Raw genomic sequence first — 25252 nt, 5'->3', positions numbered from 1 at the left:
GAGAGCTCGCCACACAGCCTTGTGAGCAATGCGGTGAGCGATTATGGGTTATTCGCCGCCTCCTCCGGTTTGCGGTCGATAGCGGCGGGTAGATTCTCGCAGCGCCGCCACTATAAATCAAGAAAATCCTACTATTTTTATAATAAATAAAACAAGGCATCCCTATAAAAACAGGGGCTTAGCAACGACACCCTGCTACTGAAAGCGATAAACCGGGAGCGTTGCCTTGAATTCTCCATGGCTGCGTACCAGCACCCCCGTCGGCTGGGCTTCGGGCCAGCGCCCGGTGTGGTAAACAAACACCCCCCGCCGCTGCGACGGTTCTAATGTCTCATTCACCCTCGACTGCCAGGTGGCAAGGTCCAGCGACTCCAACGCCGCACTTAATTGCTCCCGACTATCGAAACGGTCATAGCCTTCAAGCAGGTCCCGCCAGTGACGATCGGCCGCGTCCCACAGATTTTCCGGCTGTTCTGCCAACTTGGCCAACAAGCTGGCCTTGTGCATGGCGAAACTGTCTTCGCTCACTCCCTGCGCAAGCCAATTTTCGAGGTAACCGTTGATTTCCCGCTGCAAGCCCGCAGCATCCAACACCGGCGACTGCACAATAAACACCAGGCCACCCACATCGCGGATAGGGTAAACCCCCGCATTAACAATATAGCCCAGTTGTTTTTCGGTGCGGAGTTGGTGGTAAAAATCCGCGCTCATTATTTGTCCCGCGAGGCCGAGGGCAACCCGGTCGAGCTTTCCCTGCTTCGGGGCCTGGATATACCACAGCGCGGCGGCATCATCGTGTTCGGCCTGCAGCGGAAAGCGACGTTGCCGGGGCGTCAGCTTGACAATCTCCTGATCGGCGAGTGACCCCGACTTAGCGGGTGCCAATGCCGCCACCGCGATTGCCGTCAAGCCCTGGGCGTCTGCCTCATTGACGTTACCGTCAACGAGGATCTGATAGCGGAAGTCGCCAACAACCTTGGCAACATGGCTCGACAGATCGCTCAGTACCACTTGCCTCAGCGCTTCGATGCTGTCTTCCACGCCCGGCTCCGCGCGCTGCAACAGACGAGGTAATTCCGCATACAACTGCTGGTAGGGTGCCTTTTTGTTGTGGTTTTCCAACTCGCGAATTGCCTGGTTTTGCAGGCGTGAAAATCGCTCTTCATCCCACTCCGGCGCGCGCAAGACAGTCAGCACTTCCCTTAACAACTTCGCCTGAGTCTGATTATAGCCACCCAAGCTTATTTCAATCCCGCGCCAGTTGCTGCGCAAGCTGTAGCTCAATCCGGCCAGTTGGGCGGTATAGGTCAATTCGTTAAGCTGGTCCTTGACCATGCTTAGCCATAATTCTGTTTTTGCGCGATTGTAGGCACCGTCTACCGCGCTGGGGCTGGCCAGAAGAATGTAGCTGCGCGCCTTGGGCACCTCAAAACGGTCGTCCGTGTGCAGCCACAACTCCACACCGTCAACGCTATCAAGGCGTCGCGGCTTGCCGTCATCGTTCTCTGCCGCTACCAGACTGAAATCACTGGCGATAAAACCATTGGCCGCAGGGAGTGCCAAACCGTGTTCATCCGCACTTTGCCAGCGCCTGCGAAGTTCGGCACTGACTGGCCGCAAACCATAATCCACGTTATAGCGCGCGATGTGCTGATCTACCTTGAGGCCCGGTGCGGTAAGGGTCATAAAAGCGCGATCGATGGTCATCAATGACAAATAGGTGAGCAACAGCTCAGGCTGGTACACGTCCATTCGATAATCGCCGCGCAACACTTCAGCCGGTGGGTATTTTTGCAGTGCTGAAGACATATGTATCAGCTCCTGGGTCAGGCCGCGCTGGGTACGAAAACGGAACTGCTGCGCCGCGAGCTGGCTCTGCTCATCAAACCGCCATTGTTCCACGCCCTCGCGTCGAATCAGCTCAATCGCCTCAAATAACAGGGCGACCACGTCATCAACCTGCGCGACACCTTGCTCGGTTAACTGAATATCGACACCGAACATTGCCTGTCCCTGAAAGTCCAGACTTTGCCCCGCACTCAGCCCCTCGGCCCAACCCCGGGACTTCAACTCGGACAGCAGGCTACCGTGCCCTTCGTGACCCAGAAGATTACCGATATAGGCCAGTGGCTTGCTGCGCCAGTGGCTGGTGGCGTCCGGCACGGCGAACTGAATCGACAAGCTGCGCTGCTGTTGAATGGGGTCAATATTGACCCAGCGCGGCAGGCTGTCTGCACTGAAAATCTCGGTGCTGATCGGTTCGAGACGGGTGCCGCGGTTCGTGATCTCTCCGAATCGGCTGGCGACCATATCCTGCAGGTCATCGAGGGACTCGCGCCCCACTACCGTAAGCGCCATAATATTCGCCGAGTAATAACGCTGGTAAAACTCAACCAACTGGGCACGTAATTCCGCCTCGCGATCAGCCTGCAAGGTTTCAAGATTGCCTACTGAGAATTTGCTGAAGGGATGTTGGGGGTTAATCTGGGACTTGACGACGGCCAGCTCTCTGCGAGGATCATCCCGCAGCCGCGACAAATACTCTGAGTTCACCGCATTGACTTCCCGCTGCACGTATTCGGCATTGAACAGGGGGGCAATAAAGAACTGGGCAAACTGGTCCAGCGCGGGCTCCAGCGCTCCGGCGCTGATATCGAAAAAATAATTGGTGTGTTCAAAGCTGGTGAAGGCGTTATGCTGTCCACCATTAGCGCTGATAAAAGCCTGGTAATCACCGGCATTGGGGTATTTTTCTGTACCCAGGAACAACATGTGCTCAAGGAAATGAGCAAGGCCCTGGTAGTTTTTGGGGTCCTGGCGGCTGCCAACGTGGACATCCAGCGAGGCCCCCGCCTTGTCTGCGCCGGGGTCTGACACCAGCAGCACTTTCAGGCCATTGTCCAATTGTAGATATCTGAAAGCCCGGGGGTCCGTTTCCGAGACAATTACGCTGCCACCTGAGCCACCAGTGACCGAGGCACAAGCCACCAGCAAGCACAGGGTCACCACCACCGAACACGATTTCAAATACTGCACATCCAATCCTTTTTTACAGAAATTATCAGCCCTGCTCTGCCAGGCTGTCGTCGTCACCCACGCCATCGAGGGGCGGGCGCGGCCAGGCATAAAGTATCGCCTTGACCAGGGTAGCCAGGGGAATCGCGAAGAACACACCCCACAAGCCCCATATACCACCAAATACCAACACTGCGGCAATTATCGCAACCGGGTGCATATTCACGGCTTCCGAAAACAGCAGAGGCACCAGCACGTTGCCGTCCAGGGCCTGGATAATGCTGTAAACGATAAACAGGGTAAAAAACTCACCGCCCCAGCCCCACTGAAGAAAACCCACCAGCAATACCGGCACCGTTACCACCGCCGCGCCGATAAAGGGAATGACCACCGACAAGCCGACGGCCAGGGCTAACAGCGCGGCATAGTTGAGGGACATAATGGAAAACGCGATGTAGGACCCGGCGCCGACAATCACGATTTCTATTGCCTTGCCGCGCACATAATTGGCCACCTGGTCGTTCATCTCCAGCCACACGGAGGTAAGCAGCTTGCGTCGACGGGGCAGAAAGCTCGCCAGCCAGCCAAGGATTTTCTCTTTGTCCTTCAGGAAGAAAAACACCAATATCGGAATCAGCACGATATTAATCAGCACGCCGAGCAAATTGGGCAGTTGGGCCAGTGAGAATGAGAGCAGGTATTGACCCAATGAGCCAAGCTCCTTGCTGGCCAGGGCCATCCACTCTCTGATCTGGGTTTCGGTAAAGAATTCCGAACGCTCCGGCAATACCAGCAGCGCATGCTGAAGCTTGCGCAGCATAATGGGCAGTTCCTGGATCAGGTTGATAAGCTGTTGCCACACCAGCGGCATCAGCAGTACCAGAAACCCCAGGAAGAAGAACAGGAAGACCCCATAGCCCACGGCAATTCCCACCCAGCGCCGCGCTCCGAGGTTTTCCAGGCGCACGACGATGCCCTGCATCATGAATGCCAGTACCACACTGGCCATCAGCGGGATCAGAACATTACCTATGGTAAGCAGGAGCAACAGGCACCCTGCGATAAGCAATAGCAAAACCACCGTTTCTTCTTCAGCGAAGACCCGGTCGAACCATTTGCGAAGAATTCCCAGCATGCTGCTGTTCCTGATTGAGTTGCCTAGTTTTTTTTGAGCAGGTAACGGAATACTCCGTCGCTTTCTTCCTGCAGCAACAAGGGGTTGCCGCTTTGCTGAGCAAACACCGTAAAGTCGCGTTGGGAGCCCGCATCCGTGGCCAGCAGCTCTAAGACCTCTCCCTTGGCCATCCGGTTCAACGCCTGTTTCGCTTTTAACAACGGCAGCGGACAATCCAACCCGCAGGCGTCCACACGCACATCAATATCACTCATAAGCCATCCATTAACAACCGATGGGCGCAGTATATCGCGCTGCGCGACGACACTGGAATGCCGAACGCGCAATGTCAGCGGCCACAGCCGCACTTTTTGGGCTTTACTAGGTCTTAGACTGCGAGGTCTTGTATGATAATCCACGGCCCATAATTGCGAACCCCCGCTGATGGCGGCTCAGTTCGGCAGAAATAAAAGGACCCAAGGTGTTAGGACGTTCCCGTTTTGCAATAACATTCACATTGCTGTGTGCCGCAGCCTCCCCTTTTATCAGCGCAGCGCCTCGCAATGCCGAGGTCAATCTGCCTGAGTTGGGCGAAGTCAGTGCCTCACACTACTCCAGCCAACAGGAATATGAGCTGGGGCGTATGTGGCTGAAAATGTTCCGCACCCAGGTACAAACACTCAGCGATCCACTGCTGCAGTCCTACCTGGAATCGACCCTGTACAATCTGGCAGTGCACAGCGACCTGAAAGATCATCGTCTGGACACCGTTATCGTCGATAATGAAACCATAAACGCCTTTGCTGTGCCCGGCGGGGTGATAGGCATTCACAGTGGTCTGTTCCTGTTCAGCGACAACGAGGCACAATTTGCCGGTGTGCTGGCCCACGAACTGGGACACCTGAGCCAGCGTCACTTCAATCGTTCCATCGACAAAGCCAGGGAAAGCGCCATTCCCAGCCTTGCGGGTATGCTCGCCGGGATTATTATCGCCGCCACCGCCGGGGCAGATGCCGGAATCGCCGCCATTACCGCGACCCAGGCCGCGGCATTGGATAACCGTTTGCGTTTCAGTCGTGAGCACGAAAAGGAAGCCGACCGCGTTGGCATGGAAACCCTTGCCCGGGCCGATATGGATCCCGCGGGCATTCCCGCCATGTTTGAGAACATGAACAAAAACCTGCGTTATGCGCGGTCGAAACCACCGGAATTCCTGCTGACTCACCCACTGACGGAAAGCCGCATCAGCGACAGCAAAAACCGGGCTCGCCAGTACCAGCGCAAGGTCTACACCGACAGCCTGAACTTTCAGCTGATGAAAATGCGAGCGGAACTGCACCATGCCAAAGAGCCGGAAAACCAGCTGATCAAATGGCAGCGGGCGACAGGCGCCAACGGCGAGGCGCGCCGCTACGGTATTGTGATTGCGCTGATTGAACTGGAGCGCTGGGACGAAGCGGAAAAGCAGCTCGCTGACCTGCTGCGCGAAGACCCGGGCCGCATCGCCTACACCATTGCCCATTCCGATATTTTATTGGGCCAGAAAAAAACCGCCCAGGCCATTGCGGTGCTTCGGGAAGAGCTGGATCTTAGCCCTGGCAACCATCCCCTCACCATGCAACTGGCCTATGTGCTGGAGAAAAGTGGTCGCTATAAAGAAGCCGACACCGTGCTCAGTGCCCACAGTGAGCGGCGCCCCACCGACCCCGCGCTGTGGTATCAGCTGGCGGAGATCAGGGGGCTGGCGGGGAATATCCTCGGCGTCCATATGGCGAGAGCGGAATATTTCTACTTGAACGCCCAATTTGATCGAGCGAAAAGCCAGTTGCAGTACGCCTACCCCCTCACCGGGAACAACGCGTTTTTACAGGGCAAGATCAAGCAGCGCCTGCGTGAGATCGACGATATGCGCAAAAAACTGGAAGAATTCAAGTAGGCCCGTGAAGCCATCGCTGCAGTGCCCGCATCAGCGGGTACTGCAGGAGGCGGGGGAGTTAACGCCGAGCGGCGAAGTCCAGCATTCGAACAAGAGGTTTCATCGCCTTCTCGCCAAGATCAGGATCGACGACAATTTCGTTGCCACCATGCTCCAGAACTTCAGCCAGATTTTCCAATGCGTTCATTGCCATCCACGGACAGTTCGCACAGCTGCGGCAGGTCGCGCCGCTACCCGCCGTAGGTGCAATCAAAAACTCCTTGTCGGGCACGGTCTGTTGCAGCTTGTAGAATATGCCCTGGTCAGTCGCCACAATCATCTGCTTATTGGGAAGATCTCTGGCGGCATTGATAATCTGCGTGGTTGAACCCACCACATCGGCCAAGGCAACAACGCTTTCAGGCGATTCCGGGTGGACCAGTACTGCGGCATCGGGATAGACCTTTTTCAGATCGAGAATCCCCTGCGCCTTGAATTCCTCATGAACGATACAGGCACCGTCCCACAGCAGAACATCAGCACCGGTCTCGCGGCGAACATAGTCACCCAGATGTTTGTCGGGTGCCCAGAGAATTTTCTGCCCCTCGCTGTCCAGGTAATCCACCACATCAAGGGCAATGCTGGAGGTCACCACCCAGTCGGCGCGGGCTTTTACCGCCGCAGAGGTATTGGCATACACCACTACTGTGCGGTCGGGGTGCTGATCGCAAAAAGCGGCAAACTCATCCGCCGGACAGCCAATATCCAACGAGCAGGTTGCCTCCAGGGTGGGCATATGCACAGTCTTTTCCGGCGACAGGATCTTGGCGGTTTCGCCCATGAATTTAACCCCGGCTACAACCAGTGTCGATGCGGGATGATCCCGGCCGAAGCGGGCCATTTCCAGCGAATCAGAGACGCAACCGCCTGTTTCTTCCGCCAGCGCCTGTAATTCGGGGTCGGTATAGTAATGGGCGACCAGCACCGCATTTTTCGCCTTTAACAAGGCTTTAATGCGTTCGCGGAGGGCCTCCCGTTCTTCGGCGGGGCGCTGAGTCGGGGAATGTAATTTCGCGAGATGTTCGCGCACCAGCTCTTGAGCGATGACCTGTTCAGTCAAAACTACGGCTCCATATCGAGAGGAAAAGGGCGGCAATTTTACAAAAAAATGCGGTTTTCGGCCAGAAAAACCGGCAGCCCGTCGAAATTTCCCCTGCGGCGAGTGACAAAACGGCAGCGGTAACCCGGCAAGCGGCTTATTCAGCTCGAATCAAACGCACCAAAGACTCCACCAGTGCACGCTTGTGCAGGCTGCGCACAGGGTCGTTATGAATCACTGCCAGATCATCCTCCGCCATATAGCGCCCTTCTCCACCGAACAGCGCGATATAGTTCAAGGCATTGTGCAGTGCCGCACCCAGCAGCAGTGTCGCGGTAGATTCCGCCTGGAAGCCTTCGCTCACTACGCCTGAATGTTGCAACACCCGCAAGCGAAGTGTCAGTGCAGCGTGAAGTGGAAACAGACTTTCCCGCTCATTTTCGTCGCTTAGCAAGCGATGTCCCGTCGCCCAGATTGGCGCGGACAGCGGCACGACCACGATATAGAAATCTTCAGCCGCGCTCAGAACATCGCTGACCCAGCTCGTCAAATCACTGGTGTCCGGGCGATTGACCTCATTGTGTACGGCGATGACCTGGGGCAGGCGCTCGGCGATCAAGGCCTTGAGCAAACCATTCTTGTCACCAAAATTGTTAAATACACTGGCTTCGGTGGTGCCGGCCTTTGCCGCGACTCCCCGGGTGGTTAAAAGCGATACACCACCTTCGCACAACAGTTCGTAGGCAGCATCCAGTAATCGTCCTCTAACGCGCGGTCTTGCCACTGTATTACTCTCCCTGAGTTCCATGTCCTGCCAGTAATCCCTGTGTCGCCGCCGCCACCGAGTTAGTGAAACCGGGTGTCGGGCCTCGCCTCAAGGCATTGCCTAAAAATCGTTCTCTGCCGTCGTGCAAAGTCTCCTGGCTGGCAAGCAGCCCTGTGTCTGGCCTATTCCTGACTCCGACTGAATGGATCGCATAGCAATCCAAACAAGGTCACGGGCAGGCGGCGCTCATCGGCACCCAACCCCAGCACCAAGCCCTCTTCACCCGCCCCTGGCGTACCACAATAACTGCCAAACAGGCGATCCCACCACGGCACACTGAAGCCATAGTTGCTGTTGGTTTCTACGCGAACACAGGAATGGTGAACCCGGTGCAAGCTTGGTGTAATCAGTATTTTCCTCAATAGTGACTCAATCGAGTCAGGCAGCCGAATATTGCTGTGATTGAACAGCGCACAGCTGCTCAGCAACACCTCAAATATCATTACCGCGACAACCGGTACACCCAGCGCGATAATCACCGCAATTTTTACCACCATTGACAACACAATCTCAGCGGGATGAAACCGTATCCCCGTGGTTACGTCGACCTCCCTGTCACCGTGATGGACGCGGTGTAGACGCCACAGTACGGGTAACTGATGAAACAAGCGATGCTGCCAGTAAATCGTAATATCAAGCACTGCAACACTTGCCATAATTACAAGGTAGTCGGGGAATGACGTCAGTGTCAACATGCCCCACTGGTTCTCTGCGGCCAGCGCCGCCGCGCCCACCGCCGTTAGCGGTAGAGCAAGCCGCGCTAACAGATTGCCAGCCAGTAGCATCAAACTGTTGACCCGCCAGCGTTGCCGTCGCTGCTGTGGACGATGCGGCGCCACATACTCGGCGGCCACCAGCACTGCCAAGGTTGCAGAAAATATAAGCGCCCGCAGCGTATCACTGTCGAGACCATCAACCCCGTAATCCGGCATCAGCCCCCCTTGCTTTCAAGCCGTTGAATAGTCTGCTGCTGCGCTGGCGGGAGCTGTTGGATCAAAGACTCCGGCAGGTGAGGAAGATCGCCGGCATCGTCGATGTCCCGCAAAGGTGGCAGCTCGACCCACTCCAGGCCCGCTTTGTGCAGGGCGGTGCGCGTTTGCGCTGCGACGTGCTCACTTCCCCAATTAATGTCACGGAATACTTCAGCGGTGTATTTCCGCAGCCCCAGCAGGACATAACCGCCGTCCAACGCGGGAATCATGACACTGTCGTACTGTTGCAGCGCCGCCACCGCCTGGCGAAGGTGGTCGGGGCTTAACGATGGGCAATCGCAGCCGATTAGCATGACCGCATCGTATCCCTCGAGGATGTCCCTGGCGATCCGGCCCATACGCTGACCGAGGTCGCCGTCGCCCTGACCACGACTGACGGTGAATACCAGACCACTCGCTCTCCACGACGGATCATAAGGCTCAGGGCTGAGGCACCACTGCGTATCGATCTCTCCCGCTAGTTGCCGGCAAATCTCCTGAGTATGCAACACCAGGTGTTTGGCGAACTCTGCAGCGCCTGTACTACCCAGCACCGGCGCCAGACGGGTTTTCGCCAACCCTGGCAGCGGCGCCTTGGCCATAACACACAACGCACAGGAAAGAGGCGAGTCTGGCTCTGGGCGCGGCATCAGCGGTACCACTCAGCCAGTCGCGCAGGGGAAACACCGATAAAATAATAAAAGCGCAACCGCCACATCAGGAAAATCGTCCGCCAAATCCCCCTTTGCTGCCAGCGCCGCCCGGAGGTAGTCAGCGGCGGTTTGAGGCAATGTGGCCGGGCCTGGCGGCGAAGTATTTTTGACAGTGCAATATCTTCCATCAGTGGCAGGTCGGGAAAGCCACCCAACTGAAGAAACAACTCACGCCTGACAAACATGCCCATATCCCCCGTCGCGACGCCGCTAAGCCGGGAACGCAGGTTCATCATTGCACCGATAATACTGAACATTACCCCTGTGCCTTCGACAATAACATCAAAGCGCCCCCAGAGTGTCGAACTGCGGGCAATATTGAGCAGCGCCGGTACCGCAGTCTCGGGCAACACGGTATCCGCATGCAGAAAGAGCAGCATTTTTCCCTTCGCGGCCGCCGCCCCGGCATTCATTTGGCGCGCTCGCCCCGGGGTCGAGCTCAGCACACGAAAACCCCGGTCCTGTAAGTATTCATGACTGCCATCCCGGCTTTCACCATCGACGAACAACAACTCCACCTGCGCCGGGCAGGAAGCAAGGTCGCGATAGTGTTCGAGCATCTCGCCAAGCAGAACGATTTCATTGCGGACCGGGATAACGATACTCAGCTGTGGCGACAGCATTACTTCAATCGCCAGCTAAAGTAACGCTGCAACCATCCCAGTAGTCGCTCGGGCTGCCGGGCTTTACGCCATTCCCCCGCCGCATATTTATTGGCCTCGCTGTAGGTGGGGTAGCTGTGAATGGTCGCCAGCACCTTGCCCAGCCCAAGGCCGTGCTTCATCGCCAGCACATATTCAGCCAGCAGCTCCCCTGCATTGGCGCCGACAATGGTCACACCCAGTATGCGATCGCGCCCCGGCGAAGTAAGGATTTTAACAAAGCCCTCTGCCCGATCATCACACAGCGCTCTATCCAGGTCGGCGATATCATAGCGCGTCACATCATAAGCAATGCCCTGCTCGCCAGCCTCGGCCTCGTTCAGGCCAACCCGCGCAATTTCAGGGTCGAGATAGGTCACCGCAGGAATGACCCGGTAGTCCACAGCAAAGCGTTTAAACCGCCCGAACAGTGCATTCACACTGGCATACCACGCCTGGTGGGCGGCGACGTGGGTGAACTGATAGGGTCCGGCCACATCACCGGCCGCATAGATATGGGGAAAGCGGGTTTGCAAATATTGATTGGTTTCCAGAGCACTGTGCGCAGGCACCCCCAGCTCTTCCAGACCGAAACCACGTAGCCGAGGACGTCGGCCCACGGCGCACACCAGTAAGTCAAAGGGGATCGTCCGCTCACCCGCCACTGAGTCGTCCACCACCAGGCAGTGCTCGGCGTCATTAAATTCGCAGCGCAACGCCGGGGTGTTGGTCAGAACTTCGACCCCTTCCCGGCGCAAACAGTGTTCGGCAAACGCCGACACCTCGGCATCCTCCCTGAGCAGCAGCCGGGGTGCCATTTCCACCTGAACCACCGCGCTGCCCAACCGTTGCAGCGCCTGCGACAGTTCACAGCCAATCGGGCCGCCACCGAGCACCACTACCCTTTCCGGCGCTTTGGCATAACTCTCCAGGCGCTGCCACAGGGTTTCGCTGGTGACAAAAGGCGCCGTTTCCAGCCCCGGCAGCGGCGGCACGACAGGCTCAGCTCCACTGGCTATCACCACAGAGGCCGCCGTCAAGCGTTGCAGCTCGCCATTCTGCCGTCGAATCTCAACCGTCCACGGATCGACCAAGCGTGCGTACCCTTGTACAACATCCACCCCCAGCCCGGTATACCGCTCGACGCTATCATGGGGCTCGATGTCGGCAATGGCCCGCCTTACCCGCTCCATCACCCGGGGTAGATCAACGCTGCCACCGACCTGTAATCCGTAGCGCTCGGCCCGGCGGTATTGATGAACTACGCTGGCGGCTTTTATCAACGCCTTGCTGGGCACACAGCCGGTATTGAGGCAATCGCCTCCCATTGCGCCGGCTTCGACGAGGGTGACCTTCGCGCGCACTGTTGCCCCAATGTAGGCACTGACCAATCCCGCCGCACCGCCGCCAATCACCAGCAAATTACGGTCAAAGCGTTGAGGCCGCGACCACCCTTTGTAGACACGGCGACGCTTTAATGCCTCGACAATACGCTTGGCCAGCAAAGGAAAAATGCCGAGCATAACGAAGGAAGCAATCAAACCCGGCGACAAAATGCCGGACAGACCATCAATTTCAGACAGGCTCCGTCCGGCGTTAACATACACCAGTGTCCCAGGCACCATGCCCAGTTGGCTCACCCAATAAAACCGACGCAGCGGCATATTGGTCAAGCCCATCACAAGGTTGATAAGGAAAAACGGGAACAGCGGCACGAGGCGCAACGAGAACAGATACAGCGCTCCCTCCCGAGCTATGCCCTGATCAATCTTCTTCAAGCTGGAGGAAAACCGCTGGGCGACCCAGTCGCGAGCAATAAAGCGGGCGCACAGAAAGGCGCAACACGCACCGAGAGTCGACGCGAAAGACGCCACCAAAAACCCCTGGGACAGACCAAAAAAGGCGCCGGCCCCCAGTGTAAGTATTACCGCTCCGGGCAGAGACAGCGCGGTAACCGCGACATAACACAGGAAAAAAGCCGCCAGAAATAAACCGGGATGAGCCAATTGCCACTGCGCAAATTCGCCACGAAGGGCCTTTAGTGACGATAGGTCGAGAAATTGCGCTGCGCCGGAGAAAAAAAACAACGCGACAAGCAGTACCAGCGCCGCAACAAGTCCCCATTTTTTCGCCATAGTCTGTACACCTGAGTCGAGTATTTCCCGGAAGCTGCCCTAAAACGGGGCTACAATAGGATGGATATGCTGCGCAAATGTTACAAAGTCTGCGGCTAAATAGCCCGTAGTATTACGTATATAGCATGTTCAGTTTAGGCAGCGTATTATGATCCCGCACTGCAATGGATCACGGCGGGAGTCACACACGGTTCACCTTGGTTTACTTTTCCGGTGGCCATTATGAGGGCAAGGAACAGGGCCAAGATGCTGGAAATATTACGACGAATCCTGTTGGTTCCCATCGACACGTGGATTCCTCCCCACGCGCGACAACAGCAAAATACCCGCTACACCCACCGGTTTCTGGTGAGCATTCTACTTGGCACGTTTTTGTACATGCTCTGCGTGCTGCTACTGAACACCTTTGTGCTGCAACTGAGCACCTTCGAGAACACCCTGATGTCCGCGCTGACCCTTGGCGTCTCTTCAGGTGTTGCCGCGTCGTTACTGAGCCTGCGATTGCTGGGAAGCCGGCAGATTTCACTCAATATTTTTATTGCGACAATTACCGCCACCCTCACCTATGTGTCGCTGCACACCGGCGGGATTTTTTCCCCGGTTAATGTCTGCTCAGTCATCATACCGGCCCTCGCTACCCTGAGCCTGGGGCCCCTTGGCGGAATCATCTGGACCACAATCATCGCCCTCATCGGCAGCGGACTGCTGTGGATCGACATCCATGACTACCCTATACCGACAATACAGCCAGGTGAACGCTTTAATATAGTAGTATTTGGCAGCCTGTTTACCGCCAATGCCTTCGTCGCATTTATTGCACTGTATTACGACATCAGTCAGCGGCGACTACGCGGACAGGTGCTGGAAGAACAACAACGGTATTTTTATCAGGCCCACCACGACAGTCTCACTCAACTGGCGAACCGCCGTTATTTTATCGACGCCATCAACTCAGCGATTAAGCATGCGGCCCCTGCAGGCGGACAATTCTGCGTACTGTATTCCGATTTAAATCGATTCAAGCAAGCCAACGATCAGTATGGCCACCACTTTGGCGACGAAGTTCTCGCCCGGTTTGCGCAACGACTTGCGGCCATCACTCGACAACGGGACATTGTTGCCCGCCTTGGCGGCGATGAGTTCGCTGTATTACTACCGGGGCTGGCCGACGAGGCAGTGATCGAGGCAAAAATAGAAGAATTTGAACGGACACTATCCGCCGAGATTATTCTGGAAGGTATCCGTTATTCGCCGAGCGCAAGCTTCGGTTACGCAATTTACCCGCAACATGGCAGCGATTACGAAACTCTGCTCAAGAAAGCCGATAACAATATGTACCGGGCGAAACGCCTCAATCGGAACAACGACTCGCCCGAGACCGGATAGCGAATATGTCCCGGCCTCAATTCTGCACCGGGACACACGGGGATCACTTGTTAATCGCCCGCAGCATCCACGCGGCTTTCTCGTGTATCCGCATTCGATCTCCCACCAGAGCGGTGGTTGACTCGTCGCCCGCGTCACCGGCGACCTTCAATACTTCCCGGCAGGTCTTCACCACCTGCTCGTGACCCACAGTAAGAATATCCACCATCGCCTCGGCGTCAGGTACGCCGTCAACTTCCTCGATTTTACTCAGTTGGGCGAAGGCCTTGTAGGTACCGGGTGCCGGCACATCGAGGGTTCGAATACGCTCTGCGATATCGTCCACCGCCGCGGCCAACTCGGTATACTGCTCTTCAAACATCAAGTGCAGGTCGCGAAAGCGCGGCCCGACGACATTCCAGTGAAAGTTGTGGGTTTGCAGATACAGGGTATAGGAGTCCGCCAGCAAACGAGCCAAGCCGTCGGCAATGGTGTTCCTGTTTTCTTCGTTGATACCTATATCTATCTTCTGCATACGTCTCTCCTTGGAGCTGTTCTAAATAGAATTCCAGCGTTGCTATTTTCGCCGCGGGGTGGACTGGGCCACACCGAGCGGCGTCTTACCGCTATGGGGTAGACAGACATAAGAGTAAAGATTCCAAAAAGGTAGTTAAAATCGATTATACCGCTCGTAACGATCAACCAAAGCTATGGCAGAAAACTTCTGCTAGAGCACCCAATTGGCGTAGGATGCCAAGCAAACCCAAACCGGACACACCATGAAGAACCTGTATATTGTCGCCCTGTTCACACTATTGACCGTGGCCTGTAGTACAACACCCCCCGAACCGGCCCCGGTTGAAGAGGGATTTATCAGTTGCGAAACGCCGCGACCAGAGTTTTGCACTCGGGAATATCGCCCTGTCTGCGGCCACATTGACAACGGCACACGCTGCGTTCGCAGCCCCTGCAATTCAACAAATCACAAAACCTACAGCAACGCCTGTTCAGCCTGTTCAGACAGCAAGGTAATCGGTTTTGAGAAGGGCGACTGTGCCTCATATGGAAAAGGGGAAATCAAGGTACAAAAAAACGGCGACTGATCACTCAGCCACCGTTTGCAGATTGAATCAAGAGCGTGCTTTAGCGCTCAACGATTGCCGTGACCCCCTGTCCACCTGCCGCACAGATGGAAATCAGCCCTCGGCCACTGCCCTTTTCTTCAAGCATTTTCGCCAGAGTCGCCACAATGCGGCCACCGGTGGCCGCAAAGGGGTGACCCGCCGCAAGGGAGCTACCGTTGACATTCAGCTTCGTGCGGTCAATCGCGCCCAGTGGGCGATCCAAACCGAGCCGGTCCTTGCAGAAACTCTCGTCTTCCCAGGCTTTTAGCGTAGCTAGTACCTGGGCGGCAAAGGCCTCGTGAATTTCGTAAAAATCGAAATCCTGCAGCGACAAGCCCGAGCGCTCCAGCATACGTGGCACGGCGTAGGCCGGTGCCAGCAGCAAGCCTTCTTTGTACGCGGCATTGTCCTTGCCGTAGAAATCTACAGCGGCGGTCTCGACGAAGCTCAAGTAGGCCGTCACCGGCAAGCCACGGGACTTTGCCCACTCTTCGCTGGCCAACAACACCACTGAGGCGCCATCAGTCAGGGTAGACGAATTGCCCGCGGTCAGAGTGCCCTGCCCGCTGTCGCGATCAAAAGCCGGCTTCAGCGTCGCCAGCTTTTCAAGGGTAGTTTCGGGACGCAGAATATTATCCTTGCTGATGCCGCGAAATGGACTAACCAGGTCATTGAAAAAGCCGCGGTCATAGGCAGCAGCAAGGTTGCGATGACTTAAATAGGCCAGCTCATCCTGCTCGTTGCGGGGGATTTGCCACTGTTTCGCGGTAACCTCTGTGTGTTCACCCATGGACAACCCGGTGCGCGGCTCGGAATTGACGGGTATTTGCACGCCGAGATCCCGCGGACGCAATTTGGCAAAGGGCTTCACTCGCTCACCCAGACTGCGGGCCTTATTGACCTGCAACAATATCTTGCGCAATCCCTCACTGACCCCAATAGGCGCATCAGAGGTGGTATCGACGCCGCCGGCGATTCCGGCGTCAATTTGACCAAGGGCAATTTTATTGGCGACGAGGTTGATGGCCTGCAAGCCGGTGCCACAGGCCTGCTGAACATCGAAACAGGGTGTGGCCGGGTTCAACGACGTGCTCAATACCGACTCTCGAGTGAGGTTAAAATCACGGCTGTGTTTCATCACTGCTCCAGCAGCGACCTCGCCCAGCTGCAGCCCTTGCAGCTGATAGCGTTGCACCAGCCCTTCTATCGCCGCACCGAGCATATCCTGGTTGCTGGCGCCAAAGTACGCCGTATTGGAGCGACAGAATGGAATGCGGTTGCCGCCAATAATTGCTACGCGTTGAATTGATTGCGCCATGATGGTTCCTCTATGAATAAGCCGCGCCAGTGTAGCAAGCCTTGTAGTTGTCACATTGGCTGAGACGACAGTGATTCCGCGTCTGCCGCGTCAATAGCCTGTCGCAGTGTAACGGGTAGTATAGGGACAATCCGGGCCACTCCCCGTTCCCCATGCCCACTATAACCAGGAGAAATCAAGGTGACAGATCGAATCGAGGCTGCAATCAACTCAAATGCCGGCAAAAAAGTGCTCGGCGCGCTGGGTGTCAACGCGCCCACCGAGTTGCGCCGCTATAGCCCTGAGCAAAATACTTTTTTCGCTGGCAAGCTCTTGCTGGGTGCCAGCGACAATGCGCAACTGCTTGACAGCGCCGCGACGGTCATTGCACAGGGCGAAGCACAATGCAGCCTGACCGACTCCGCCAAGGCCCAGCTGGGAGACGGCGTCAGCAGCGCAGCCGACAGCGAGCGCTACGATGCACTGGTGTTTGACGGCAGCGGTTTCAGCGAAGCCAGGCAACTTGTTCAGGCCTATCATTTTTTTCACAACAATATTCGGAAATTGGCCCCGTGCGGCAGAATTATCATTCTCGGTCGCCCCCATCTTCACGCTGCCACAGCCGAACAGGCCGCCAGTCAGCGCGCCCTGGAGGGGCTTAGCCGCTCCCTCGCCAAGGAATGCGGCGCCCGGGGCAGCACCGCCCAACTGTTGACAGTTGCAGAGGGCGCCGAGGCCAACATGGCCGCTGCACTGCGTTTTTTCCTGTCTCCGAAATCAGCCTATATCACAGGCCAGGTGGTTAACATCAGCGTTGCTGGCAATACCGACACGGTAGACTGGCACAAGCCGCTGGCGGGCAAAATCGCCCTGGTGACCGGTGTTTCTCGGGGGATTGGCGAAGCCATTGCCGAAACCCTCGCCCGCGACGGTGCCACAGTGGTCGGTCTCGACGTCGCCCCAATGGAGGTAGATCTGGCCAGGGTGATGGCGCGAATCAATGGCAAGCCTCTGGTCGCCGATATTACCAGTGAGGATGCAACACAGAAAATTTGCGACGCGGTAACGGCCCTCGGCGGTATCGATATGATCGTACACAACGCCGGTGTCACCCGGGACAAGACCATTGCCAATATGAGCGAGCAGCAATGGCAATTAACCCTGAACATCAATCTCGCCGCCGCCCAGCAGGTGACCTCAGCCCTGCTGCAACAGGACCTGATCCGCAATGGCGGCAGCATTGTTGGAGTGTCGTCTATGAATGGTATAGGCGGCCAGCGCGGGCAAACCAACTATGCGGCGTCAAAGGCTGGCGTTATTGGCTACGTCGACTTTATGAGTCGCGATGAGACCTTAAAGGCCAAGGGCATTACGGTTAACGCGGTGGCGCCCGGATTTATCGAAACCGCAATGACGGCGGCGATTCCGTTAATGACCCGCATGTTTGGTCGTCGCCTCAATTCCCTGTCTCAAGGCGGCCTGCCCCTCGATGTTGCCGAGGCCATCGCCTTCTTTGGCAACCCCGCTGCCCGGGGTGTTAATGGCAATACCCTGAGGGTGTGCGGCCAGTCGTGGTTCGGGGCCTAAGCCCCGCTGGTAACCAGGGCCTGTTCTTCACAGGCCCTAATCACCTTGCTGCTTGTTCTGGCGGTACTCTACCGGCGTCAGGCCCGTCCAGCGCTTGAATGCCCGGTAGAAGGTACTGGGCTCGGAGAAGCCGGTTAGGTAGACCACATCACTGATACTTTCTTCCGTGCGAGCCAGCAGGCGTTTGGCGAGAATGCAACGGTAATCTGCCAGCACCTGGTTAAAACTGGTGCCCGCTTCGGTCAACCTGGAGCGAAGCACCCTTTCGTTCATATTCAGCCGCTCGGACACACTCTCCAGGCTGGGCTGTCCCAGTTCGAGCATTTCCGCAATAACCTGTTTGACGTCGTTCACCACATCCTGACGAGACAAGCGCTCAAGCTGTTTACTTGCGACCTTTTCGTGCAGTTTAAGCAGGTCGGGCTCCGCGTGGGTTGACGGCGTCGCAAGAATTTCACTGGCAAAGACCAGGCACTGTTCGTCCTGCTCGAAACTCACCGGGCAGTTAAACACCGCCTCGTATTCCGCAATATCGCCGACGAGTTCGTGCCGAAACTTGACCTCGTGGGCGGCGAACGCGCCATCGGTCACCGCCTCAAAATAGCGTTGCAGAAAGCGCAGAAAACACTCGTTACGATGACGCTGTTCCGGCAAGTCCTCACCGACAAAATCCAGCATCAAACGGGAGTATTCCTCACCGGTTTGAAGGTGGAATTGCATGGCGTCGGTAACCAGCCGCTGGTAATTTTGCGAGCGCCGTAACCCCTCACCAAAATTAGGGCTACTGAGAAACAAATACTCCAGTACCTGACCGCGGTAGACCGGCACGTGATTAGCCAGATGCAGCCCAATGTTCGGATCTTCGGAAACCGTTTCAAGCACCCGCCAGAACTGAGCCTGGGCCGCGTGTGGAAAGCGCGCTGTGCGATCTTGCAACAGGGTGGGCGAAATTTTGCATTCGTTGACAATGCGTTCAACGTCCAGCCCCATTTCCTTAATTGCAGGATAAACCAGCTGAACGAGGAAGCTGGAGTCGCTTAATTCTGAAACAGGTCTATCCGTGGTTTCGCTCATTACACTCGCTATCTGCTGTTACCAGTGAATTGTGATTGGCCGTCGATGATGCCAGTTGGCCGCAGCGCAGGTTACCACCTGTTACTGCAGCGAATTTCTCTTGTGCCACAGTTCATTATACTGCGGGGCAGCCACGATAAGGAGATAGAGTAGCATGAGCCAAGCTCAGGAACTAAAACTCAAGCGTATGCCCGCACTTGCACCGTTGCTGGCCAAAGCCGCACTCGCCAAAGGTGTACCTGGCGGAAATCGCCACTTTCCCCATCGACGGGTAGTGGTCGACACCTTTCAGGTTTCTCGCCATCAACAGCGGCGCTATGCCAAGGCCTGTGGCTTCGACCCGCAAAGGGATACCCTGCCTCCCAGTTTTTTGCATATTCTAGCATTCAGATTGCAAATGGTACTGATGACCGCCTCTGACTTTCCGGTTCCGGCAATGGGCTGCGTCCACCTCAGTAACCGCATCATTCAGCACCGCGGTATTACCGCCGGGGAAACACTGCGCATGGAGGCCGAGCTGCAATCCCACGACGACACCGACCGCGGCACGGAATTTACGTTTATTTGCCGGGCGTTCATCAACCAGGAGCTTGTCTGGGAAGATATCAGCTGTTATCTGTCCCGGCGCAAGGGCAGCAGCGGAAAAAAAGCCGGGCAACGCCCAACGCCTATCCAATACGCCCAGTGCGACCCGGTAGCCATCAGTAAATTTACCGCTCGCAGATACGCCGTGGCCTCGGGCGACTTCAACCCGATTCATCTGAGCAACCCCAGCGCAAAATTACTGGGCTTCCGCCGCATGGTCGTGCACGGCATGTGGAGCAAGGCACTGTGTATTGCCAAGCTGCTCGACCACGATCAGGCCGACCAGGTCGACTGTACAGCTGAATTCAAGACGCCAGTGTTCCTGCCTGCACGCACGTTGCTGTGCTACCAGCGCGATGGCGACGCGACCTCCTTTGAGTTGCGCGACGAAGCGTCGGGCAAGCCCCATCTCAGTGGCCGTCTCACTACGGCTCTTGAACCGGCGGCCGGGTAAGCTGTTGACTTATCTGCTCGCAACGCAAAAACCAGCATTTACAGGATAAATGCCGGTTTTTAATGCCAAAGAGCAGTGCCAATGGAAACTCACCGCCTGCTAGAGGTAAGACTGCAGCTCCTTCAACCAAGCCTGTAATTTCTTCATATTCTCAGGCCCGAGACGCCACAACCACTTGCTGAGGGGATCTGCCCCCTCCAGCACCGGGTCAGCGTATTCGTAGAATACTTTCGGGCGTTTCAACTCGGTGTCTGCAGGAATGGGTTCAACGATCAACAAATGCTCAATAGTGGTTCTAAGCTGGTTATCAAATGACTGGGGGTTGCCCAGTTCGTTATAGCTGGACTCCAGAAAGGGAGACCATTTTTTGTAATAAATCGCGAGCTTTTTCGGCTCGATGCCGGTTACCGTATTCACCACCGGGTCCCAGCGGCGAAAATTGCCAGGATCGTTTATCAGGCCGCGCTCAGTTTTGATTGCCAGAAAGGGCTCTTTGTTAAACACCACGGGCAGGTGTTTGCTGGGCAGGCGGTAGGCGGCCATCTGATCGATCAGGGCGACCCATTTGCGCACTTGATGATCCGGGCTTACCCATTCGGCAAGTTTTGGTGACAAGGCCGCGGCGGCCTCGCGCAGCTGAGTATCGCTTCCGTCGATGGCCTTGGGTGGCTCGGGGGCTTTTGCAGCCTCTTGCTGATAATCGGGTTCCGACTCAACGGCAAGGGTCTCTTTCACCTGTTTTTTCGGCGGCTGGTCATCCAGGTCCGTTGCTTCAGCAAGGTTCGTGTCATTGTACGGGCTGTTACCTGCTCGCTCGACAACAAACCATACGACGCCGGCGAGCACGCCTACCGCGACAATTGCTGATAACATTTTCCAGTTCATCTGTCTTTCCTGTCTGTTTGCCAACACACGCACGCGGCGGCCAAGCTATGACACACCACACGAAATGATTACATAGTCAGCAATGGTAGCCTTGCCGCAGGCCCGCGGCAACAGACGGAAAGAAGATAAAGGGAATTCGGCAGATAAACTGCTAAAGATGTGCCAGCAAAGACATTTTTAACAAAAGCTGAGGGCCCGTAAGGCCCCGCTTACCAATCCAGGTCGTCGAGCATGTCCAGCTCTTCCATCAGCCGCCGCCGTTCCAGCCGCTCTTCAATTTTTCGGCGAATGCTGTTGTCCCGACCACCGTGTGCCGGATGATCGTCAAAGCTGACGCTATTGTCCTCGAAAAAATCATCGTCGAGGTCATCTGAAGTATCGGATACCGCCAATTCTTTAGCCATTTTTGCACACTCCTGCACGACTAATTATGGAAGCACACCCGCCAATTCAAAGAGCGGCTGTCAAGGCCACTATTTATTCCTTGACACCGCCTGTGTCAATAAAAATTTATACCTACCACTGCCTTTTTGCCCTCAGCCTTGAGCCCAACTTTGTCATTTCTGGCCCCTACAGCCGATTTAAGCCGTTCAGGGCCGCGGTGCGGTAGGCCTCGGCCATCGTGGGGTAGTTAAATGTGGTATTGATAAAATAACGCAGGCTGTTGCCCCCGTTGGTCTGCTTCATAATGGCTTGGCCGATATGGATGATTTCCGCCGCCTCGGCACCGAAGCAGTGAATACCGAGTATTTCCATGGTCTCGACATGAAAGAGTAGCTTGAGCATACCGACGGTCTCGCCGCTGATCTGGCCCCTGGCGGTATCTTTGAAAAAGGCTCGCCCGACCTCGTAGGGAATTTTCGCCTCGGTCAGCTCGGTTTCGGTCTGCCCCACTGAACTGATCTCCGGTATCGTGTAGATTCCCGTGGGCACATCATTGACGAAACGACACTGCTCCTTGCCTCGCGCCGAGGCTGAGGCCGCCCTGCCCTGGTCGTAGGCCGCACTGGCGAGGCTGGGCCAGCCGATTACATCACCGGCGGCGTAAATCCCTGGCACGCTGGTCTGATAGTGCTCATCGACCAGCAGCTGCCCCCGGTGGTCGGTCTTCAGACCAACGGCATCGAGATTCAGTGCTTCGGTATTTCCACTTCGCCCATTGCACCACAATAGGGCATCCGCATGCAGGCGCTTGCCGCTCTCCAGCTTCAGAAGCACCTGACGATCGCTGCACTCCACCTCGCTGTAACTTTCCCGATGGCGGATCATCACCCCAAGGTGTCGCAGGTGGTAGCTGAGGGCGTCGGAAATCTCGTCGTCGAGAAACTCCAGCAGACGGTCGCGGGTGTTTATCAATTCCACCTTGATGCCTATCCCGGAGAAAATCGACGCATACTCACAACCAATAACCCCCGCGCCGTACACAATGACCTTCTTCGGTGTATTGGTCATCTTCAGAATGCTGTCGCTGTCGTATACCCGGGGATGATCGAAGTCGATGTTGTCCGGGCGGTAGGGGCGCGACCCTGTCGCAATCACCACTTTTTCTGCGGTGAGACGCTCAACCTTACCGTCGTGGGTCTGGACGCTGACCGCCCGCTCATCCAGAAACGACGCCTGCCCCCGAAGTACCCGAATATTGTTTCGGTAGTAAAAACGACTGCGCATACTGACCTGGCGGGAAATCACCTCATTGGTATGGCTGAGCAACCGAGGGTATGTCAACGTGCGCGGATCGCCAATGTCACGAAAAATCGGCGTATTGTTGAAGGCAATTGCCGAGCGCACCATATGCCGCAGGGCCTTGGACGGTATCGTTCCCTGGTGGGTACAGGCACCGCCGACCTGCTCCTGAGCTTCAATGACAGCTACAGTCTGCCCGTGTTTGATGGCGTTGAGTGCCGCGCTTTCTCCCGCTGGCCCACTGCCGATAACCAATACGTCGTAATTCACTAGACTTCCCGCTCCGATGAGTATGCCCGACGGAATTCTATGTGAATTCTCGCCCATATGCAGCCACGGGCCGATACCCCTTGTGCCGGCATAGCTAAGCCCGTACCTTTGCCGTGGACCACATCATCGAGACGCAGAAGTCATGCCAATGCCACCAGCGGACACCCAACAAAGCAGGGAAATAGCCGATAAATTTGCCCGTGAACACTACGGCCTGCGCTATTTATTGGCCTCCCACCCCACCATGCGTCGGCTCAAGCGAAAACAACCCAGCCAGCTACACGGCAATAAAAACTGGGGCGCAGCATTTCTGCTGATGGAGTATTTGCAAACGGCGCCCCTGGAGCAGGCCAGTAAAATATTGGAAGTCGGCTGCGGCTGGGGGTTGGGCAGCCTGTTTTGCGTTAAACACTTCCATTGCGACGCCCTCGCCACCGACGGCGACCCAGCGGTGTTTCCCTTTCTGAACGCCCAGGCTGCCGCAAACGGCCTCACGCTGACGACAGAACCGCGTCGTTTCGAGTCTTTTCCCACTGAGGAATTGGGGCGGTTTGACACCTTGATCGCCAGTGATATTTGCTTCTGGGACGATATGGCCGAAGAAGTCTACCGTATGATCGAGCGGGCAATACACGGCGGATGTGGTCGTATTATCATCGCCGACCCTGGTCGGCCGCCCTTTCTCGATGTCGCGGAGGCCTGCGTCGAGGATTTTTACGCTGACATTCACCCCATCACCGCCAATAGCCAGCGCCAACACCGAGGCTGGATATTAAATATCGAAAACCGCTAGCTCGCTGTCGCATTTCTGCAATACCACCGTCACGCAACTGCAAACACCAAGGCGTATGTTTTGATCTGAGAGGATTAAATTATGCGTTTAATACAGTCTATTAATCAGTTTGACGTTCGCATGTTTCTCGCCTGCGTCAACACCCGCCACCAGCGCCAGCTCTGTCGCCTTGCCTATGGTGTCTCCAAAACCGGCGACGGTTATTCCCAGGTGTTACTCCCGGCGGCACTGTACGCACTTGGGCTGCACCATAGCGAGCTTTTCGCTGCGAGTGTTGCGGCGGCTTTTGCCATCTGGCTACCCCTATACTGGGTGCTGAAAAACACCTGCCGGCGACGTCGTCCCCCGGCCGCAATTCCCCGCTTTAACGCCGCGATTATCGCCTCTGATGAATTTAGTTTTCCATCAGGACACACTGCTGCCGCCTTTCTGCTTGCCACCCTGTGCGTGCTGTTCTACGGCGCCGCCGGTGCACCGCTGTTTCTCTGGGCCACCGCTGTTGGCGCCTCGCGCATTCTGCTTGGCGTTCACTTTCCCACCGACACTCTGGCCGGCGCCGCTCTGGGCATAGGCATTGCCCACCTCAGTCACGCGCTGGTCGTCACCCTCTAGTCAGCGCGCCATTTTTTTGGAAAACGAGTCAAAGCCAATGAAAATCTTATATGGTGTACAGGGCACCGGGAACGGGCACATTGCCCGCGCTCGCATGATGGCCAGCCACTTCGCGCGCCGCAAGGTTGATGTTCAGTTTTTATTTTCCGGTCGCCCTGCGGATAAATACTTCGATATGGAGTGCTTCGGCGATTATCAGCTGCGAAAGGGCCTGACCTTTGCCACGGTGAACGGTGCCGTAAACTCTTTTAAAACCCTGCTCGAAGCACAGCCGCTTCAATTTGTTCGCGATGTTAGGGGCCTCGACCTCGACGGCTATGACTTGATCGTTACCGACTTTGAACCGGTCACCGCGTGGGCTGGTCGGCTTCGCGGTAAAACAGTCATCGGCGTTGGTCACCAATATGCCTTTGGCTATCGCAATGTGCCCCAGGCTGGGGTAAACCTGCGCAACCGCCTTATTATGAAAATGTTCGCGCCGGTGACCCACCGTCTCGGCCTCCACTGGAATCACTTCAACGCACCTATCGTGCCGCCGATTATCAACCCCGCAGAAAAACGCGCCGGCGTTGTTGGTAACCACGTGGTGGTTTACCTGCCCTTTGAGAATCAGCAGCGCATCACCGAGAGCCTCAAGAGTTTCCCGGACACGCGTTTTATCCAGTATTCGCCTGAACTGGTCGATAGCCAGGACGGCAATATCAGCCTGCGTAAAACAAGTCTTCACGGCTTCAAGCGCGACCTGTGCAGTGCGCGGGCGGTTATGTGTAACGCCGGTTTCGAGTTAATCAGCGAATGCCTGCATATGGGGGTTCCGGTACTGGCCAAACCTGTGGCAGGCCAATCAGAGCAACTGGGTAATGCCGCTGCGCTGCAGGCCCTTGGCCATGCGCGAATCATGTATGAATACGATCCGGCAATTATCGCCGATTGGCTAAGCCACCCTGAAGCGCCTCGCCCTCAGCGCTACCCCGATGTGGCCGCGGCGATTTGCGATTGGCTGTTGTCCGGCAACTGGCACGATACCAGCGAGCTTGTCGAGTCAACCTGGCAATTGGCACTACCGGCCGGCCACCGTGTATTCAGCACCTGAC

23 protein-coding genes are annotated in these 25252 nt (G+C 56.3%); 8 read left to right on the top strand and 15 right to left on the bottom strand.

What is annotated here, in order from left to right; translation table 11 throughout:
* Positions 1-195: 195 nt before the first annotated feature.
* From HCU74_RS10020 to HCU74_RS10010, 3 genes are read right to left on the bottom strand one after another with little or no spacing between them, the layout of a single operon-like run.
* Positions 196-3036, bottom strand: a complete 2841-nt coding sequence (locus HCU74_RS10020; protein WP_168450299.1) for an insulinase family protein — start codon at positions 3034-3036, stop codon at positions 196-198.
* Positions 3037-3061: 25 nt separating this feature from the next.
* Positions 3062-4150: an AI-2E family transporter gene (locus tag HCU74_RS10015; protein ID WP_168450298.1), complete on the bottom strand. Its 1089-nt coding sequence runs from the start codon at positions 4148-4150 to the stop codon at positions 3062-3064.
* A gap of 23 nt (positions 4151-4173) precedes the next feature.
* Positions 4174-4404, bottom strand: coding sequence for a sulfurtransferase TusA family protein (locus HCU74_RS10010; RefSeq protein ID WP_168450297.1), 231 nt, complete (start codon positions 4402-4404; stop codon positions 4174-4176).
* Between the two features lie 206 nt (positions 4405-4610).
* Here HCU74_RS10010 and HCU74_RS10005 point away from each other — a divergent pair, with 206 nt between their 5' ends.
* Complete coding sequence (locus tag HCU74_RS10005; RefSeq protein WP_168450296.1) at positions 4611-6065, top strand: M48 family metalloprotease; 1455 nt, start codon at positions 4611-4613, stop codon at positions 6063-6065.
* Between the two features lie 58 nt (positions 6066-6123).
* On the opposite strand, the gene nadA is transcribed toward HCU74_RS10005, so the two are convergent.
* The 6 genes from nadA to HCU74_RS09975 all read right to left on the bottom strand — a co-directional run bounded on the left by nadA (position 6124) and on the right by HCU74_RS09975 (position 12429).
* Complete coding sequence (gene nadA / locus HCU74_RS10000; RefSeq protein WP_168450295.1) at positions 6124-7164, bottom strand: quinolinate synthase NadA; 1041 nt, start codon at positions 7162-7164, stop codon at positions 6124-6126.
* A gap of 136 nt (positions 7165-7300) precedes the next feature.
* The gene (locus tag HCU74_RS09995; RefSeq protein WP_168450294.1) at positions 7301-7927 is read right to left on the bottom strand and encodes a TetR family transcriptional regulator; all 627 of its coding nucleotides are present in this window, start codon (positions 7925-7927) and stop codon (positions 7301-7303) included.
* A gap of 164 nt (positions 7928-8091) precedes the next feature.
* The gene (locus HCU74_RS09990) at positions 8092-8901 is read right to left on the bottom strand and encodes a sterol desaturase family protein (protein WP_168450293.1); all 810 of its coding nucleotides are present in this window, start codon (positions 8899-8901) and stop codon (positions 8092-8094) included.
* Complete coding sequence (locus HCU74_RS09985; protein ID WP_168450292.1) at positions 8901-9590, bottom strand: TIGR04282 family arsenosugar biosynthesis glycosyltransferase; 690 nt, start codon at positions 9588-9590, stop codon at positions 8901-8903. The genes HCU74_RS09990 and HCU74_RS09985 overlap by 1 nt, the downstream gene beginning before the upstream one ends.
* Positions 9590-10276 (bottom strand): TIGR04283 family arsenosugar biosynthesis glycosyltransferase, encoded by a 687-nt coding sequence (locus HCU74_RS09980; protein WP_168450291.1) that lies wholly within the window; start codon positions 10274-10276, stop codon positions 9590-9592. The genes HCU74_RS09985 and HCU74_RS09980 overlap by 1 nt, the downstream gene beginning before the upstream one ends.
* Positions 10276-12429: an FAD-dependent oxidoreductase gene (locus HCU74_RS09975; RefSeq protein ID WP_168450290.1), complete on the bottom strand. Its 2154-nt coding sequence runs from the start codon at positions 12427-12429 to the stop codon at positions 10276-10278. The genes HCU74_RS09980 and HCU74_RS09975 overlap by 1 nt, the downstream gene beginning before the upstream one ends.
* Before the next feature lie 246 nt (positions 12430-12675).
* Here HCU74_RS09975 and HCU74_RS09970 point away from each other — a divergent pair, with 246 nt between their 5' ends.
* Complete coding sequence (locus HCU74_RS09970) at positions 12676-13815, top strand: GGDEF domain-containing protein (RefSeq protein ID WP_168450289.1); 1140 nt, start codon at positions 12676-12678, stop codon at positions 13813-13815.
* A 43-nt stretch (positions 13816-13858) separates the two neighbouring features.
* Here the strand turns inward: HCU74_RS09970 and HCU74_RS09965 are convergent, their stop codons facing one another.
* Positions 13859-14329, bottom strand: coding sequence for a Dps family protein (locus HCU74_RS09965; protein ID WP_168450288.1), 471 nt, complete (start codon positions 14327-14329; stop codon positions 13859-13861).
* A gap of 244 nt (positions 14330-14573) precedes the next feature.
* Here HCU74_RS09965 and HCU74_RS09960 point away from each other — a divergent pair, with 244 nt between their 5' ends.
* The gene (locus tag HCU74_RS09960; RefSeq protein ID WP_168450287.1) at positions 14574-14897 is read left to right on the top strand and encodes a Kazal-type serine protease inhibitor family protein; all 324 of its coding nucleotides are present in this window, start codon (positions 14574-14576) and stop codon (positions 14895-14897) included.
* A gap of 40 nt (positions 14898-14937) precedes the next feature.
* On the opposite strand, the gene HCU74_RS09955 is transcribed toward HCU74_RS09960, so the two are convergent.
* Positions 14938-16236, bottom strand: coding sequence for an acetyl-CoA C-acetyltransferase (locus tag HCU74_RS09955; protein WP_168450286.1), 1299 nt, complete (start codon positions 16234-16236; stop codon positions 14938-14940).
* A 180-nt stretch (positions 16237-16416) separates the two neighbouring features.
* Between HCU74_RS09955 and HCU74_RS09950 the strand changes: the two genes are divergently transcribed.
* On the top strand, positions 16417-17802 hold the full coding sequence (locus tag HCU74_RS09950) for a 3-oxoacyl-ACP reductase (RefSeq protein ID WP_168450285.1): 1386 nt from the start codon (positions 16417-16419) through the stop codon (positions 17800-17802).
* 36 nt (positions 17803-17838) lie between these two features.
* Here HCU74_RS09950 and HCU74_RS09945 read toward each other — a convergent pair whose 3' ends face one another.
* Complete coding sequence (locus tag HCU74_RS09945; RefSeq protein WP_168450284.1) at positions 17839-18876, bottom strand: AraC family transcriptional regulator; 1038 nt, start codon at positions 18874-18876, stop codon at positions 17839-17841.
* A gap of 154 nt (positions 18877-19030) precedes the next feature.
* On the opposite strand from HCU74_RS09945, the gene HCU74_RS09940 reads away from it, so the two are divergent.
* Positions 19031-19915 carry a MaoC/PaaZ C-terminal domain-containing protein gene (locus HCU74_RS09940; protein ID WP_168450283.1) on the top strand — a complete coding sequence of 295 codons (885 nt, stop codon included), beginning with the start codon at positions 19031-19033 and terminating at the stop codon, positions 19913-19915.
* A gap of 99 nt (positions 19916-20014) precedes the next feature.
* On the opposite strand, the gene HCU74_RS09935 is transcribed toward HCU74_RS09940, so the two are convergent.
* From HCU74_RS09935 to sthA, 3 genes are all read right to left on the bottom strand, one after another.
* Entirely contained in the window at positions 20015-20800 is a 786-nt protein-coding gene (locus tag HCU74_RS09935; protein ID WP_168450282.1) for a DUF3014 domain-containing protein, read from the bottom strand.
* Between the two features lie 209 nt (positions 20801-21009).
* Positions 21010-21204, bottom strand: a complete 195-nt coding sequence (locus HCU74_RS09930) for a hypothetical protein (RefSeq protein ID WP_168450281.1) — start codon at positions 21202-21204, stop codon at positions 21010-21012.
* Between the two features lie 166 nt (positions 21205-21370).
* Positions 21371-22810: a Si-specific NAD(P)(+) transhydrogenase gene (gene sthA / locus HCU74_RS09925; protein WP_168450280.1), complete on the bottom strand. Its 1440-nt coding sequence runs from the start codon at positions 22808-22810 to the stop codon at positions 21371-21373.
* Between the two features lie 91 nt (positions 22811-22901).
* Here sthA and HCU74_RS09920 point away from each other — a divergent pair, with 91 nt between their 5' ends.
* From HCU74_RS09920 to HCU74_RS09910, 3 genes are all read left to right on the top strand, one after another.
* Positions 22902-23546, top strand: coding sequence for a class I SAM-dependent methyltransferase (locus HCU74_RS09920; protein WP_168450279.1), 645 nt, complete (start codon positions 22902-22904; stop codon positions 23544-23546).
* 81 nt (positions 23547-23627) lie between these two features.
* Complete coding sequence (locus tag HCU74_RS09915; RefSeq protein ID WP_168450278.1) at positions 23628-24158, top strand: phosphatase PAP2 family protein; 531 nt, start codon at positions 23628-23630, stop codon at positions 24156-24158.
* Positions 24159-24195: 37 nt separating this feature from the next.
* On the top strand, positions 24196-25251 hold the full coding sequence (locus HCU74_RS09910; RefSeq protein ID WP_168450277.1) for an MJ1255/VC2487 family glycosyltransferase: 1056 nt from the start codon (positions 24196-24198) through the stop codon (positions 25249-25251).
* Position 25252: the final 1 nt, after the last annotated feature.

Origin of the sequence: Spongiibacter thalassae (genome assembly GCF_012272835.1) — a bacterium.
In the GTDB taxonomy this organism is placed as follows: Bacteria; Pseudomonadota; Gammaproteobacteria; order Pseudomonadales; family Spongiibacteraceae; genus Spongiibacter; species Spongiibacter thalassae.
Note: the sequence above shows the minus strand (reverse complement) of the source record. Positions and strands in the feature narration are given on the sequence as shown.